This window comes from Halonotius roseus (assembly GCF_006861655.1).
GTDB lineage: Archaea > Halobacteriota > Halobacteria > Halobacteriales > Haloferacaceae > Halonotius > Halonotius roseus.
On sequence record NZ_SESI01000001.1, the window covers coordinates 789,608 to 804,510 of the forward strand.

Annotated in this window: 17 protein-coding genes; 7 read left to right on the forward strand and 10 right to left on the reverse strand. The window is 64.1% G+C overall.

Annotated elements, in window-relative coordinates; translation table 11 throughout:
• Positions 1–7 precede the first annotated feature (7 nt).
• From EWF95_RS04170 to EWF95_RS13800, 4 genes are all read right to left on the reverse strand, one after another.
• A complete protein-coding gene (locus EWF95_RS04170; protein WP_142442797.1) occupies positions 8–832 on the reverse strand; it encodes an SDR family oxidoreductase in 825 nt (274 codons plus the stop codon).
• An 81-nt stretch (positions 833–913) separates the two neighbouring features.
• On the reverse strand, positions 914–1,723 hold the full coding sequence (locus tag EWF95_RS04175) for an endonuclease V (RefSeq protein ID WP_221886608.1): 810 nt from the start codon (positions 1,721–1,723) through the stop codon (positions 914–916).
• A gap of 2 nt (positions 1,724–1,725) precedes the next feature.
• Positions 1,726–2,646: a rhomboid family intramembrane serine protease gene (locus EWF95_RS04180; RefSeq protein ID WP_142442798.1), complete on the reverse strand. Its 921-nt coding sequence runs from the start codon at positions 2,644–2,646 to the stop codon at positions 1,726–1,728.
• Between the two features lie 76 nt (positions 2,647–2,722).
• On the reverse strand, positions 2,723–2,848 hold the full coding sequence (locus tag EWF95_RS13800; protein ID WP_281285189.1) for a hypothetical protein: 126 nt from the start codon (positions 2,846–2,848) through the stop codon (positions 2,723–2,725).
• A gap of 298 nt (positions 2,849–3,146) precedes the next feature.
• On the opposite strand from EWF95_RS13800, the gene EWF95_RS04185 reads away from it, so the two are divergent.
• Positions 3,147–3,500 carry a PadR family transcriptional regulator gene (locus tag EWF95_RS04185; RefSeq protein ID WP_142442799.1) on the forward strand — a complete coding sequence of 118 codons (354 nt, stop codon included), beginning with the start codon at positions 3,147–3,149 and terminating at the stop codon, positions 3,498–3,500.
• Positions 3,501–3,517: 17 nt separating this feature from the next.
• Here EWF95_RS04185 and EWF95_RS04190 read toward each other — a convergent pair whose 3' ends face one another.
• Both EWF95_RS04190 and rnhA read right to left on the reverse strand, forming a co-directional pair.
• On the reverse strand, positions 3,518–4,183 hold the full coding sequence (locus EWF95_RS04190) for a DUF7108 domain-containing protein (protein WP_246055619.1): 666 nt from the start codon (positions 4,181–4,183) through the stop codon (positions 3,518–3,520).
• Positions 4,176–4,766 carry a ribonuclease HI gene (gene rnhA, locus EWF95_RS04195; protein WP_142442800.1) on the reverse strand — a complete coding sequence of 197 codons (591 nt, stop codon included), beginning with the start codon at positions 4,764–4,766 and terminating at the stop codon, positions 4,176–4,178. Before rnhA ends, EWF95_RS04190 begins: the two co-directional genes overlap by 8 nt.
• 140 nt (positions 4,767–4,906) lie before the next feature.
• On the opposite strand from rnhA, the gene EWF95_RS04200 reads away from it, so the two are divergent.
• A complete protein-coding gene (locus EWF95_RS04200; protein ID WP_120101126.1) occupies positions 4,907–5,869 on the forward strand; it encodes a transcription initiation factor IIB in 963 nt (320 codons plus the stop codon).
• Positions 5,870–6,290: 421 nt separating this feature from the next.
• Positions 6,291–7,565: a DNA repair protein NreA gene (gene nreA, locus EWF95_RS04205; RefSeq protein WP_142442801.1), complete on the forward strand. Its 1,275-nt coding sequence runs from the start codon at positions 6,291–6,293 to the stop codon at positions 7,563–7,565.
• Here the strand turns inward: nreA and EWF95_RS04210 are convergent.
• Positions 7,562–8,011: a DUF302 domain-containing protein gene (locus EWF95_RS04210; RefSeq protein ID WP_142442802.1), complete on the reverse strand. Its 450-nt coding sequence runs from the start codon at positions 8,009–8,011 to the stop codon at positions 7,562–7,564. The genes nreA and EWF95_RS04210 overlap by 4 nt on opposite strands.
• Positions 8,012–8,051: 40 nt before the next feature.
• On the reverse strand, positions 8,052–8,342 hold the full coding sequence (locus tag EWF95_RS04215) for a DUF5789 family protein (RefSeq protein WP_142442803.1): 291 nt from the start codon (positions 8,340–8,342) through the stop codon (positions 8,052–8,054).
• Positions 8,343–8,548: 206 nt separating this feature from the next.
• Here EWF95_RS04215 and EWF95_RS04220 point away from each other — a divergent pair, with 206 nt between their 5' ends.
• Positions 8,549–9,655 (forward strand): DUF7139 domain-containing protein, encoded by a 1,107-nt coding sequence (locus EWF95_RS04220; protein WP_142442804.1) that lies wholly within the window; start codon positions 8,549–8,551, stop codon positions 9,653–9,655.
• A gap of 32 nt (positions 9,656–9,687) precedes the next feature.
• On the opposite strand, the gene polX is transcribed toward EWF95_RS04220, so the two are convergent.
• Together polX and EWF95_RS04230 are read right to left on the reverse strand one after the other, a co-directional pair.
• Entirely contained in the window at positions 9,688–11,475 is a 1,788-nt protein-coding gene (gene polX, locus EWF95_RS04225) for a DNA polymerase/3'-5' exonuclease PolX (RefSeq protein WP_142442805.1), read from the reverse strand.
• Between the two features lie 71 nt (positions 11,476–11,546).
• A complete protein-coding gene (locus tag EWF95_RS04230; RefSeq protein WP_142442806.1) occupies positions 11,547–11,984 on the reverse strand; it encodes a DUF5788 family protein in 438 nt (145 codons plus the stop codon).
• Between the two features lie 117 nt (positions 11,985–12,101).
• Here EWF95_RS04230 and EWF95_RS04235 point away from each other — a divergent pair, with 117 nt between their 5' ends.
• The 3 genes from EWF95_RS04235 to EWF95_RS04245 are packed head-to-tail and all read left to right on the forward strand — an operon-like array spanning position 12,102 to position 14,815.
• Positions 12,102–13,445, forward strand: a complete 1,344-nt coding sequence (locus tag EWF95_RS04235) for an alkaline phosphatase family protein (RefSeq protein ID WP_142442807.1) — start codon at positions 12,102–12,104, stop codon at positions 13,443–13,445.
• A gap of 51 nt (positions 13,446–13,496) precedes the next feature.
• Complete coding sequence (locus EWF95_RS04240) at positions 13,497–13,925, forward strand: DUF5791 family protein (protein ID WP_142442808.1); 429 nt, start codon at positions 13,497–13,499, stop codon at positions 13,923–13,925.
• The gene (locus EWF95_RS04245) at positions 13,925–14,815 is read left to right on the forward strand and encodes an SDR family oxidoreductase (RefSeq protein ID WP_221886609.1); all 891 of its coding nucleotides are present in this window, start codon (positions 13,925–13,927) and stop codon (positions 14,813–14,815) included. The genes EWF95_RS04240 and EWF95_RS04245 overlap by 1 nt, the downstream gene beginning before the upstream one ends.
• Positions 14,816–14,903 lie beyond the last annotated feature (88 nt).

Below are 14,903 nucleotides of genomic sequence, written 5' to 3' on the forward strand. Positions count from 1 at the left end.
CTGTAGCTCAGTTCAGTCGCTGTAGCAACGACCACAGCGCGTCGCGCGCGCTATCAGGGATGAACCGGGCGAGGACGGCCGCCGAGGCGGCCTTCCCGACCGGAATCCGTGCCGGCGGTTTGGTCGAACTCGCGGCGTTGACGATGTCCTCGGCGACGCGTTCGGGTTCAACCGAGCCGGGGCCGTCGCCGCCGATGGCCTGGGTGTCGTCGAACATCGTGTAGAACTCCTCGTAGGCCCCCGAGCGGTCGATCCCGTCGACCTCGTCTTCGGCGCGCTCGGTGAACCCAGTCCTGACCGGGCCGGGTTCGATGACAACGACATCGATATCGAAGGGGTCGACCTCGGCGCGCAGCGCGTCGGACATGCCTTCGACCGCGAACTTCGAGCCGCAGTAGACGCCGCCGCCGGGGAACGAAACACGGCCGGCGACCGAGGAGAGATTGATGATCGTCCCGTCTTCCTCCCGGCGCATGTGCGGGAGGACAGCCTTGATGAGGCGGTGGGGGCCGTAGACGTTCACCTCGTACTGCTGTTCGACCTTGTCCATCGGCACGTCCTCAACGGGGCCGAACTGGCCGTAGCCCGCGTTGTTGACGAGACAGGAGATGACGCCATGTTCGTCGAGAATCCGGTTGACGACGCGGTCGATGTCACCGTCGTCGGTTACGTCGAGTGCGGCGGTTTCACAGCCGGCGTCGGCAAGCGGTTCGATGTCGTCGGGGTCGCGCGCTGTCGCGTACACCGTCCACCCCTCCTCGGCGAACGCCAGCGCGGTCGCCCGCCCGATCCCGGACGAACAGCCGGTGATGAGTACCGTCTTCGGTTGCACACTGCAACGTTGCCGCCGGGGGTGTTAATTATGCGGCATCTTCCGGGCGACCATCGCTGCTGGCGATGCGGTTCCGCCGGCTCACGACAACTCGGCTTTGAGGTCGTCGGCATAGCTGTCGGCCAGCCGCGTCGGCTCCGGGAGCTTGTAACCGTCACACAGCGCGGCAACGAGGTCGACAGTGGTGTCGACAGCGACGCGGTGGCCGGGGCTGACGTACAGTGGGTTGATGTGACGGTTCGACGACTCGTACTGTCTGGACTGGTAGGCGTAGCCGATGATCATGCCGTCAGCACAGTCGACCGCGTCGTCGGCCTCGATCGGCGTTCGCCAGCCTGTGGGTCGGTCGTCGACCGATTCCTGTGGCGATCCACAGAGCAGATTTTTCGCAACGCCGATGCTCGGCGTATCGAAGACGACGCCGATGTGGGTCGCCAGCCCAGCCTGCCGATAGTGGATTCGCCCGCTGCCGTCGACACACAGCAGGTCGGGATCACAATCCAGCGTTTCGAGTGCAGCCACGATGGGCCCGCCCTCGCGGAACGCCAACAACCCCGGAATGTACGGAATCGAGAGGTCGGTGATGGCGTGGGTGCGTTCGACGACCTCGCCACCTTGCAGGACGACGACCGCGCTGATCGCCTGGTCGTCGAAAAACGCCTGGTCGACGCCGGCAACGAGCGGGGTATCGGCGATGCTTTCGGTATCGCTGCCGGTCGGCGTCTCGGTGAGTTGCTGCTGTGCGGCGGGCGACGCCGACGATAGTGCCGCCGGATCGAATCCGAAGTCGTCGTCGAACACGGCGTCGTCAGCGATCTCTCGCTGAAGTGACTCCATCTCATCCCGCGACAACGAGGGATCAGGCAGGAATTCAGGGCGGACTGGCTCCACGGTTAGAATCGGCCGCGTCCGGGGCCGCCGGGGCCGCCCGGCCCACCGGGGCCACCACCGAACTGGAGTTGGTTCGGTACCCGAACCTCGCCTTTGAGTTTGCGGCCGTACCACAGCCCGATAACGAGGCCGACGAGGTGGGCAAAGTGAGCGACGTTACCCATCCCAGCCGAGCCGGCCGCGCTCGGATTGACAAAGAACAGCACCGAGATGAGCGCGAACCCGGCGGTGAGGATGTACAACGGGAGCGGAACCACGAAAAACAGCAGTACCTTGAGCTTCGGTTTAAGAACCGTGAGCACGCCGAGGATCGCAAACACCGCGCCGCTGGCACCGAGGACGCGAGAGGGCTCGCCGAGTGCCAGCGAGATACCGGTGTGGCCGAGGCCGGCGAGCGCACCCGCGGCGAGAAACAGCGTGACGAACTTCTTCGAGCCGGTGTAGCGTTCGACCAGCGGGCCGAAGAAGAACAGCACGATGCTGTTGGCCGCGAGGTGGTAGAGGCCACCGTGTGAGAAGATCGAGGTGAGCCACGTCCAGATGTACTCCGGATTGGCCGTCGAAAGCGTGAACAGCGCGATGTAGGCATCGCGGCCGACGAAGACAGCGACAAGCTGTTGCAACAGGAAGGTGATCCACATCAGCCCAAGCAGGGTGTAGGCCGCGTTGCCGCGGAAGTACCCAAGCGGGCCGCCGACGCTCCGCACTTTGTTGAGAACCCCCTGTGTCGTCGATGTTCCCCCTGGGTTCGCAACCGAGTCATCGAACCCGCTGTCGAAGACGCCATCGGGATCGTTCCAGTCGTTGAGCCCCGGGCAGTCGTGATTCTCCGGAAGCCGATGGTCGGCACAAAAGGTGTGGCCACACCGCTGACACTGATACGGCATGTTCTCGTCGGCACCACACTCGTCGCAGTTGGCCATTACGGGTAGCTAACGGCGGCGGGATCAAATGCGTTTGGCTCCGCCGATCGTCGGCGATGACCGAACGCCGACAGCGTCACAGCCCTGCGGGGTCGGCGTCGTCGTCGACCGTCGGCTCGGGCTGCTCGGCGGTCGCCGACTCGAAGTTCGTCGGGACGACCGTCAGATGCTGGATGCCGAGTGAATCGGTGCTCGCGCTCATCACGTATGAGTATAGCTGCCACACCAATAAATAATTACTCATGCGCATATGGCATGGAGTACGGGGGATGATATGCACACAACGCATCGCAACAACAGGTGTTTCCGCGATACGCCTTTCTGACAGGGGTAACAAACAGTCATATATTGTAGTCATTTGATGAAAAGCTGCTAGAAATCTCAGTTCCGAACAACAATCCATAGTATTTTGCTGTTATACCGCCGAGTTGTGACAGAAAGGGCGACCAAACTGTTGGTTTTGCAAACTGTTAAATAGATACATGACATATCGTTAAAGGATGTCAGAGGCACAATCAATCAGCGACGGTTCGGGCAAAGTGCGGGATCTCACCGCGTTCCAACAGAACATCCTCGCCATCCTTGCCGAGGAGGCACGCTATGGGCTGGCGATCAAACGAGAACTCGAAAACTACTACAACACGGAAGTTAACCACGGACGACTGTACCCCAACCTTGACGATCTCGTCGAGGATGGGCTCGTCGAAAAGAGCGAACTCGACAAGCGAACAAACGAGTACGAGCTCACCGACGCCGGCTACGACGCGATCCTCGATCAGTTCGAGTGGACGCTCTCGAAGTTCGTCACCGACGACGAGCGCGCCGACGACGTACGCGCGCTGATCGAAAACTAATCGTTCTCGACAGTCGCCTACATTTTCGCCGACCGTTCCGGGCACTCCGTGTCGGCGACCCCAAACAGATACTCCAGAGAGGCATCCAACGCCGCCTGCTGGTCGGCGTCGGCCCAGACGTTTCGCGGATAGTACTCCTCACAAAACTCAGCAAGGTGGTCGGCGGTCGCCGACTCAATGCGTCGACAGTAGTGATTACCCATGAAATCCGCAAACGCTCGGGCGTTGGCCTCGTGAATTGATCCATGGGCCTCGCCGACAGCGGTGACAAGCGCGGCGTTGTCGGCCTCGACGGCGGCCCACGTATCGTCGCCAGCCCCCGAAAGCGGGATCTCAACGGCGCGGTCGGTGTCGTCGATGCGATCGAGTTCGACGGTGTCGCCGTCCAGCCACTCGTCGGGATACAGGATGAGGGTGTCGTCGTCCTCGCGGATGCGAGCCGTGTAGTCGTGAGCCCCCAAGGTGTCGGCGCGGTCGGCGCGGTAGGCGTCGGCTTCAGCCTCGTCGGTAGCCTGTCGGGCCAACCGTGTCAACCGCTCGGCGGCGTCGACGACCGCGTCCGGGAGCGGTGCCGTCTCGTCGGTGTCGCTGTCGCTGTCGGTGTCGCTGTCGGCGTCAGCGTCGGCGTCGGCGTCGGTATCGGTGTCGGTGTCGGTGTCAGCTGTTGGATCTGTGTCAGTCATCGAAGGCCTCGTTTGCGAGTTCGTCGGCGCGTTCGTTTACCTCGCGCGGAACATGGGCGATCGACCAGCGATCGAAGTCGGTGAGGAGTTCGCGGACGCGAACGCGTTGCTTCCGGAGCTCGGGATCATTCGTGTCCCACTCGCCGCGAATCTGCTTGACGATCAGCTGGCTGTCGCCGCGGATGTCGACCTCGCCCGCTCCGAAATCCTGGGCGGCCTCAAGGGCCCGCAACAACGCGGCGTACTCGGCTTGGTTGTTTGTCGTTTCGCCGATCCGCTGGCCGCCCTCAGCAGCGATCCCGTCACCGGTGACAATCACCCAGCCGACCGCCGCCGGGCCGGGGTTGCCGCGGCAGGCTCCGTCAAAGTAGACGTGGGCGCGGCCGCCGCCGTCCTCCAACAGCAGCGTCAACTCGGCCGGGTCGGCACCTTGTACCACGACCTTGTCGTCGTAGGCGACGGCGACCGCCGCGCCGCGTTCGGCCCGCCAGCGTTCGTGGTCGGTGTTACCCGACTCGACGCTAACGCCGGCCGCCCGGAGCTTGTCGGCCGCCGCGTCGGGATCGCACGTGATCGTCGGCATAGCTATGCGGTCGATCGGCAGCCTAAAAGATAGTTCGCTCTCGGGAGAAAAATTTGGGGATTTGATAACATATCTACGGGATGTGATCTCACCACATGCACAAGGCTTAACAATGAGCAGTCGACAACCATATAAGTGTAATGACACGGTCCAGCCGTCAGCGATCCAACCGGGAGCCCCAACGTCAGGAAACCGAGGCCGACGAGGAGGAGATCGACCTCGACAACGTCGATCCTGACGAGGTCAAGCGCACGGCCGACGACGAGCTCATCCACGAGCCGACCGGTCTCATCCTCGAAGAAGATCAGATCGATCGCGGCCCGGAGTGGCGGGCGTTCAACCACTCCGAACGACAGGAGAAATCCCGTGTCGGCGCGCCGACGACGAAGACGATGCACGACAAGGGGCTGACGACGACCATCGACTGGCAGAACAAGGACGCCTACGGCCGATCGTTGTCCTCCGAAAAGCGGAGCCAGATGCACCGCCTCCGCAAGTGGCAGGAGCGCATCCGCACGAAGGACGCCGGCGAACGGAACCTGCAGTTCGCGCTCAGCGAGATCGACCGCATGGCGAGTGCGATCGGCGTCCCCCGGTCGGTACGTGAGGTTGCCTCGGTTATCTACCGCCGCGCGCTCAACGAAGACCTCATTCGCGGCCGCTCTATCGAGGGCGTTTCGACGGCCGTCCTCTATGCCGCGTGTCGAAAAGAAGGGATCCCGCGCAGCCTCGAAGAGATCGCCGAGGTGTCCCGTGTCGAACGCAAGGAGATCGGCCGCACCTACCGCTACATCTCCCAGGAACTCGGTCTCGAAATGCGACCTGTCGACCCGAAGAAGTACGTCCCCCGGTTTTCCTCACAACTCGAACTCAGCGAAGAAGTCCAAGCCAAGGCCAAGGAGATCATCGACACGACCGCCGAACAGGGCCTACTCTCCGGCAAATCGCCGACCGGCTTCGCCGCCGCCGCGATCTACGCCGCGTCGCTGCTCTGTAACGAAAAGAAGACCCAGCGCGAGGTCGCCGATGTCGCCCAGGTGACCGAGGTCACGATCCGCAACCGCTATCAGGAGCAGATCGAGGCGATGGGCATTCCGACCTGAACGACTGAGTCTATTTTCTCACCGAGTCATGGTGCTGTTCAGCGTAGTGTGATATCGAGAACACCTCGAAAGCCCCGACTCGCTGGCATCGGGGGGCTCGCTGCGCGCTTCGTCGCTCACTGCGTTCGCTCCTGCAGTGCTTACGTCGCCCGCCTTCCGCCAGCGAGTCGCCCCTTTCAGTCCCGCCCGACTGCGGCTGTTTGGCCTCCCAACGGGGTGGGACTGAAAGGGGCCGGTGGCTCGGCGTGCCCGGACGACGTAAGCACCGCAGTGAGCGAAGCGAACGAGGAGCGCAACGAGTCCCGGGAGCCGAGCCGCCGGGGGCTTTCTACACCTATTTCTCGCAGGCAACAATAGCTCTAAACACTACGTAGCGGTTCGACCGAATATTGAAGCCGACTGCCGCCCCACACGAGTATGGATGCGGCTCTCGGAGTTCATCGAGATCGAGAAAAACGAGCGCGCCGAGCGTCGCCGCCTCGCCGGCGAGAAATCCTACGAGATCCTCGACCGCCTCGACGGCATCGGCGACCAGTTCGCCGACATCAGCGGCGGCGACGCCGTCGGCAGCGTCTCCCCCTCCATCTTCGTCGGTCGCACGGGCTACCCCGAGGTCTCGACGGGCCTGCTGTCGCCAGTCGGCAACGAGAGCGACGCCAGCCAGTTCGTCACCGACGGCGCGTGGTACGACGAGGGCGTGAGCATCGGCGACGTGTTCGAACGCCGTACCTCCCTGCTGAACGCGAACCAGACCGCACCCGTCGAGGCCAACGTCCACGACACCTGGGAAGGCTTCCTCGGCGTCCAGCGGGAGGTCGCCCTCTCCGATCGGCCGGTCGGTGTCGAAGTCGGCCTCGGTGGGACGCCCGAACTCGATCTCGCCGACAGCGTCGACGACGTGTCGGCCCCGACCGGCCCGCGAGCACGCGCCAACGATGCCACCCTCACGGAGAACCCCCACGTGCCGCGACCCGTCAAAAAGACGCTCGAAGACGACGACTGGCGGGCGACAGGCGCGATGAACTACCTCTACAACCGCGATTTCGACGTCTACGAGATCAACACCATCCTCTCGGCGGGCGCGCTCGGCCAGCAAGCAAACCGCCGGCTCGTGCCGACACGGTGGTCGATCACCGCCGTCGACGACACGGTCGGCAAATATCTGCGTGGCTCCCAACGCAACGCCACAAGCGTCGATTCGGTCTCCGTCTGGCACAACGAGTATCTCGGCAACAGTTTCTGGATCGTCCTCGCCCCCGGTAACTGGGAGTTCGAGTTGGTCGAGTTCAAGGCTCCGGGCAGCGTCTGGAACCCCGATCCGACCGCGGGCGTCTGGCTCGCCAGCGACTACGAAGGCAGCGAGGGCCGCACCGGCTACGTCGAGGAGACCGCCGGAGCCTACTATGCCGCCCGACTGGCCGTCCTCGAATACCTCGATTCGATCAATCGGCAAGCGAAGGCCCTCGTCCTCCGACACGTCTCCGACGACTACTGGGGGCCAGTCGGCGTTTGGCAGGTGCGAGAAGCGATCCGCCACGCTTTCGACGGCGACCACGCCGAAAGCGAGACGTTCGACGACGCCGTCGCCGGCATCGCCGAGCAGTTGCCGGTGAGCCTCGCCGATCTGCGGCGGAAATCGACGCTGGCCGCGGGGCGACAGACCGGCCTCGACGCCTTCGGTGCGTCTCGGGATTAGGCGTCGTCCAGTTCCGCGAACACGGCCTCGACCATCTCGCCGGTATCGTCGATAATCTCGTCCATCGCTTCCTCGTCGGTCGGTAAGCCGAGCAGGCGGGCGATCTTCATGATGCTGAGGTGGTAGACGCGCTGGACGCCCGGCTCTACTTCCCAGATGATCATGTTACAGGGGAACAGCGCGCCGATTCGTTTGTCGGTTGCATCGAGCGCGCGGTCGGCCATCGCCGGGTTACAGGCTCCGAGCACGTAGTAGGGATCGCGGTCGGCGTCGACTTTCTCGTTGAGCATCTCCGACGGCGAGAACTCGACAGGAATCCCGAACCCATTGTCGAGACAAACCTCGCGGACGTGCTCAATGGCCTCGTCGTGGCCCATTGCCAGCGTCGTCTGTTTTTCTCCGTACTCGTCGGGATCGATAGCTGCGGGATCGAACGGGAGTGTCATGGCTCGCCGTTGGGAGCCGGTGTAGAAAAGCCGGTCGGCGTTACTCGGTGGCGACGGGCTCGCGGCCGATCACGTCGCGGACAGCAGAGATGAAGGTCTGCCGGCGATCGAAGTAGGTGATATCGACCGATTCGAGGATCGTTGCCAGCGACTCCGGGCCGTCAGGCGTGCGGATGTCGGTGTCGCCGAACTTTTCGAGGATGTCGCTTTTCGTCTGTGGCCACGTGAGCCGAGCGGCGACGCGGGCGATCGGCGCGCCCTCGACGGCGCGGCCGTCACCGAGCTGCACCGTCGGCGTCGCCTCCTCGTCGGCGTCGTCCTCATCTGACATGGGCGTTGATTCGGCCGGTGTGTTCCTAATCGTTTCGATCATGCCACAACAGCCGAGCCCCGAGACGCACCCCGCAGAAACCGACCGCGCCAAACACCATCCTGAACTCACCCCCCTGAGCTCACCCTGTGTCTCAGCCAGCTGAGATATTGTGAGTGCCAACTGTCTGACGTACTGTTTTGTACCAGGCCCACATACGTCGGATCATGACCGCGCTTTCGGACGCCTATGCGGGGACGGTCGCCGACCAGCGGGGGCGGGGATGGCTGTATCTCGGCATCGGCCTCTTTCTGGCCGGCGCGATCCTCGTCGTCGCCGGGATCATCGCCGCCGGCTCGGGGCTGTTGACCGCCCAAGGCTACTCGCTGGGCGAGGCGCGCTGGATCGCCGGGATCCTCGGCGGCGTCGGCGTCCCGGCGGTCTTCCTTGGGATCTTTACCATCCTGCCGGCCGGCCGGACGACCCGGGGGGCCGCGCTCATCGGCGCGTCGATCGCCATGTTCGGCGTCGCGCTGTTCGCCTACGCCTACCCCTGCCAGTGGATCGGCAACACCTGCGCGACAGGCGGCCCGAATCTGACGCTGCCGACCGCCGGCATCTACTTTCTCGGCACGCTGACAACCTTCTGGTGTCTGTTCACCGGCGTTGCCAACTTCAAAACCCGCAACGATCCCGGCGGAACGGTACGGATGGAGATCCGCAACATCACCCGCCAGGGCGACGCTGGCGGGGACAGCGAGGGGTTCGGCGGCCTCGGCGGCGTCGGCTTCTTCGGCACCGATCCCGACGGCGACGTGGCGACCCAGACCAACGCCCCCGGATCGGCACCGGCCGGCGGGGCGGCCGCCACCAGCGACGGCGGCGCGGCGACCGAGCAGCTCTCGACGCCGGCGGGGAGCACCACGGCACAACCGGAGTCGACACCGAGTGCGTCGACAACGCCGAACACGGGATCACCGACGAGCAGTCAGTCCGAGGCGACGAGCAGCCAGTCAGCAACAACGAGCGACCAGGCCACAACGACAACAACGAGCAACCAGTCCGGCGTGACGACCAACACACAGTCAACAACAGGCGGGTCGACAACGACCACCAGCGGCGTCGACCAGGTGCAACCGAACGCCAGCCGCGGGCCGACCAGCGGAGCACCGTCCCGCTCCGACGACAACGCCGAGGCATCGATCGATCGCTACTGTGGCAGCTGCGCGCAGTTCCAGTACGTCCGCACCGACAGCGGGATCCAACCCTACTGTGCCCACCACGACGAGCTGATGGACGACATGGAATCCTGCGAGTCGTGGGAACCGCGGTGAGGTATCGGTCTCTTTTGCGGCGGCGTAGCTGATCAGTGGAGGAAGGCTGCAAGCTCGTCGCTGGAGTTTGTGTTGAGCACGTCGGCCGCTTCCGCCCAGCCGCGGCGGGCCGTTCGGACGCCGTAACGGACGTGCTCGAAGTCAGCGGGCCCATGGGCGTCGGTGTTGATCGCCACCGTCCCACCGGCCTCAACGACCGCCCGCACTGCCTCGCCGTGGAGGTCGAGTCGCATCGGGTTGGCGTTGACTTCGAGTGCCGTTTCGTGCTCGGCAGCCGTTTCGGCGAGCACGGTGAGATCGACCGAGAGCCCCTTGCGGCTGTTGATCATCCGGCCGGTCGGGTGGCCGATGATGTCGACAGCGGGGTGTTCGGCCGCCCGACAGAGTCGCTCGGTCGCCGCCTCGGTGTCCTGATCGAGCGCGCTGTGCGGGGAGGCGACGACGAGATCCAACTCGGCCAACAAGTCGTCGTCGGTGCTCAGCGAGCCGTCGACGTCGATGTTGGTCTCGACGCCGTGAAACACGTCGATCGCGGCGTCGTCGCGTGCCTCGTCGACGGCGGCCATCTGCTCGCGAAGGTCGTCGTCGGTGAGGCCGATCGACTCGATGATCCCCGGCCCCGAAGCGTGGTCGGTCACGCAGTGGTAGTCGTAGCCGCGGTCGGCGGCGGCCGCCACCATCTCCGCGATCGAGTGTCGGCCATCCGACCACTCGGAGTGGGTGTGGCAGTCGCCGTGGATGTCGGCGGTCTCGACGAGCGTCGGGAGGGAGCCCTCGGCTGCGGCTTCAACCTCGCCGGTGTCCTCGCGGAGCTCCGGCGGGATCCAGTCGAGACCGAGTTCGTCGTACATCGCGGTCTCGGTCTCACCGGCAAGGCGGACGCCCGCACGTTGGCTGTCGGCGTTGTCGGTATCAGCGGCTTCGTTGTCGCCCCCATCGGCTGCGTCGTCGAGCTCAGAAACATCGAACAGGCCGTACTCGTTGAGCTTGTATCCCTGGTCGATGGCGACGTTGCGGAGTTTGACGTTGTGATCCTTGCTGCCGGTGAAATACTGGAGGGCCGCGCCGAACTCCGCGGGTACGACGACCCGGAGGTCAATCCGGACGTTGTCGGCGCGAACGCTGGATTTGTGGCTGCCGGCCTCGATCACGTCGTCGGCGTCAGGCCAGTCGGTAAAGGCGTCGACGACGGCCTCGCTGGCGTCGCTGGCAACGAGCACGTCGATGTCGCCGATAGTGTCCTTCCACCGCCGGATCGAGCCGGCGACATCGACGCGGTCGACGGCGTCGTGGGCGGCGAGATAGTCGGTCACCGTGTCAGCAACCGGCCGGGCGTCGCCGAGCCGTTCGCGCTGCTGGCTTTGGCGGGCAAAGGGGATGTTATCGAGGATGTTCTGCTCGGTTTTCGCGCCGAACCCTTTGATCTCTTGAATCTTGCCGGCCTCGGCGGCCGCTTCGAGTTCGTCGAGATCGGTGATGCCGAGTTCCTCGTAGAGCGTGCCGACCGTCTTGGGGCCGACGCCTTCGACGCTGGTGAGGGCGGCCATATCGACCGGCATCGACTCCCGGAGGTCTTCGAGTTCGCTGATCTCACCGGTCTCGACGTATTCGACGATCTTCGAGGCGATGGCGTCGCCGACGCGGTCGATCTCGCTGACGGCGTCCTCGCCGGTCGCCGCAAGCTGTTCGATCGGTTCGGGATACTCGGCGACGTTTTCGGCGGCTCGGCGGTAGGCGGTGGGCTTGTACTCGACGCCCGTCGCTTCGAGCCGGTCGGCAAACTCGAAGAGTAGGCGCGCGACCTCGTCGTTGTAGCTCATTGCGTGGAGGTTGTGGAGCCGGCCACTTAGCTCCGGCCGCTGGAGTGGTTCGGGACGACGCAGGACAGTTGCTACCGCCGGTTCCGGCTGTTGTCGTCCTCGTGACCGAGTGCCTTCTTGAGAAAGTTCGTCCACCGCTTCTTGTCCGCCGCCTCCTGTCGCTTCGACTCGGCTTCAAGATCGACCGGATCCAGCTGATCGAGGGCGTTGAGCGCGCGGTCGATGCCGACGATCGCCTCGACGTGATCTTGGCCTTCCTCGTAGCTGACCTCGTTGTTTTCGATTAGATCGACGCGCTCGACGCGCTCACGGCGGAGATTGCGTTTGGCGGTCTCGACCCGGTCGCGCTCACCCGGCGGGATCGTCTCACGGCGTTTGATCTCGAAGACAAACGCCCGGAGATCGATCGTCTCCCCTTGGATCTCGATCGCCTCCGGCAGCTGCCGGCCAACCGTCGCCCCGTCGCGGCCGATCCGTTCGAGCAGCTGTTTTTGCTGGTAGGCCTTCACAGCTCATGGTCGGTGCTCGGGGTACTTGCCTCCACCGCCCAACAGCCGCTGTCACCGACAGGGGACCAAATGGGCCGAAAACTGAACCTTCTTATGTGGCTCACCAGTAGGCAGCATATGGGTTTGTTCGAACGGCTGCGCGGCGATGACGGCCCCCGCGTTGCGTTCATCGGTATCGACGGTGTGCCGTACAGTCTTCTCTCGGAGCACAGCGACCGCTTCCCGAATCTCTCCGCGCTGATCGAGGAGGGGTCGGCGGGCGCGATCGACAGCATCGTCCCCCCGGAGTCGAGTGCCTGTTGGCCCGCGCTCACCACCGGCGTCAATCCCGGCGAAACCGGTGTGTATGGCTTCCAGGACCGGGAAAACGGCTCCTATGAGACCTACGTCCCGATGGGTCGTGACGTACAGGCAACCCGGCTGTGGGATCGCGTCACCGAGGCCGACCGCGAGGCAACGGTGATGAACGTCCCCGTGACGTTCCCGCCACAGCGCAATGTCCAGCGGATGGTCTCGGGCTTTCTCTCGCCGAGCGTTGAGAAGGCCAGCCACCCCGAGGAGCTGACACAGACGCTGGAGGATGGCGGCTACATCATCGATGTCAACGCCAAACTCGGACACAAGGACGACAAAACGGAGTTCATCGAGCACGCCCACAAGACGCTCGATCGGCGGTTTGATGCCTTCGAGCACTATCTCACGGCCGACGACTGGGATCTCTTCTTTGGCGTCTTCATGACGACCGACCGGGTCAACCACTTCCTGTTCAAGGATTACGAACGGGACGGCGAGAACCGGGAAGCCTTCTTCGAGTTCTACGAGCAACTGGACGACTACATCGGCCAGATCCGGTCGATGTTGCCGGATGACGTGACGCTGATGATCGCCTCCGATCACGGGTTTACCAGCCTCGATTACGAGGTGCACTGCAACACGTGGCTCGAAGAGGAGGGGCTGTTGTCCTACGAGGATGACGACCACAGCGAGCTCGGCGACATCGCCGACGATGCGACCGCCTACTCGCTCATCCCGGGGCGGTTCTACATCAACCTCGAAGGCCGAGAACCCCGCGGGAGCGTCCCCGAATCCGAGTACGAGGCGGTTCGAGCGGATCTCAAAGAGCGTCTCGAAAATCTGGAGGGCCCCGACGGTACGCCGGTTTGCGAACGGGTCGTCGAGAAAGAAGACGCCTTCCGCGGCGATCACGACGATATCGCCGCCGACCTCGTGGCGATCCCGAACCACGGCTTCGACCTGAAATCCGGGTTTTCGGGCCACGACGCGGTCTTCGACACCGGCCCGCGCAACGGGATGCACAGCTTCGATAACGCAACGCTGCTGATCGACGATGATGAGGCAACGATCGAGGACGCCGATCTCTACGATATCGCGCCGACGATCCTCGATCTCATGGATCTCGACTACGACCGCACCGACTTCGACGGCGCGAGTCTGGTGTAGCGGTCGCCGCAAACAATCAACTGTTTTGCCGACGGCCACACAATCGGTGGTATGTTACACACAGTCGCCGATGAACTCGACACACTCACACCGGCGTCGCTGGTGGCCGGCTACGCCGACAGACTCGCCACGACGCTGGAGGCTGTCGGGATCGACACCGCGGCCGACGAAACCGAGCTTGAGCGAGCGACGCTGTCGACGGTCGCCGACGGCGAGGTCGACGGGCTGTCGCTGACCGACGCGGCGGCGATTCTGGCTTTGTCCGAATCGACACCCGACAGCGAGGCGATCGTCCTCGAAACGCGGGATCATCTGCTGATGGGGATGACCACCGCTGTCCTCGATGTCGACGCCGTCGCCGCCGAGCTCGATGTCGGCCTGACCGGCCAGGAAGTCCAGCAGGCCATCGAGGGGCGGGCACCGCTCACCCTCGAAGAGCTGGCGGCGATCCAGGCCGTGATCGACGGCCGGGAGCGATGATGCGGGTCGTCATCCTCGGCTGTGGCTACATCGGGATCGAACTCGGCCGACAGCTCACCGCGGCGGGCCACGACGTTGTCGGCGTCCGCCGGTCGGACTCGGGCTGTCAGGCGATCGAAGAGGCTGACTTCAGTTCCCACCAAGCCGATCTCACAGAGGGCGACGACCTTGCGGGGCTGCCGGACGCCGACTGGCTCGTTTTCGCCGCCTCCTCGGGTGGGAGAGACGCCGAAGCAGCACGGGAAATCTACGTCGACGCGCTGGGCGACGCGATCGAGGGCTACGGGGCCCGCGAGTCGCCACCGGATCGACTCGTCTACACCTCCAGTACGGGCGTCTACGGCGACCACAACGGTGGGTGGGTCGACGAGGAGACACCACTTGAGCCGACGACCGACAAAACCGAGGTGCTCGTCGAGGCCGAACGGATCACCCGCCAGCAGGCCGCCGCCCACGGCATCGACGGCACCGTTGCGCGGTTTTCCGGCCTCTACGGGCCGGATCGCTACCGATTGAACCGGTATCTGGAGGGGCCGGTGACGGAGGGCTATCTCAACATGGTACACCGCGTCGACGCCGCCGGTGCGGTCGCATTTCTGCTGACCGAGGATTGTGCGCGCGACGAGGTCGTGCTTGTGACCGACGACGAGCCGGCCGACAAATGGGAGTTCGCCGACTGGCTGGCCGACGAGTGCGGTGTCGAGACACCACCCAAACAAACCAAGGAGGAACGCCTCGCGGAGAGTGACCTCTCGGATGCGGGTCGCCGTCGCGTGCTGACAAGCAAACGCTGTTCGAACGAGTATCTCCGCGGGATTGGCTACGAGTTCACGTATCCGACCTACCGCGAGGGGTATCGGGCCGCCATCGACACCTACACCGACGACTAACCCTGTTGGTCGCTCACCCGATCTCGCAGCGACCGCGTAGCCGTTTTTGTTGTCTGTGATCCAACAGTGTGACACGAACGTTCTTCAT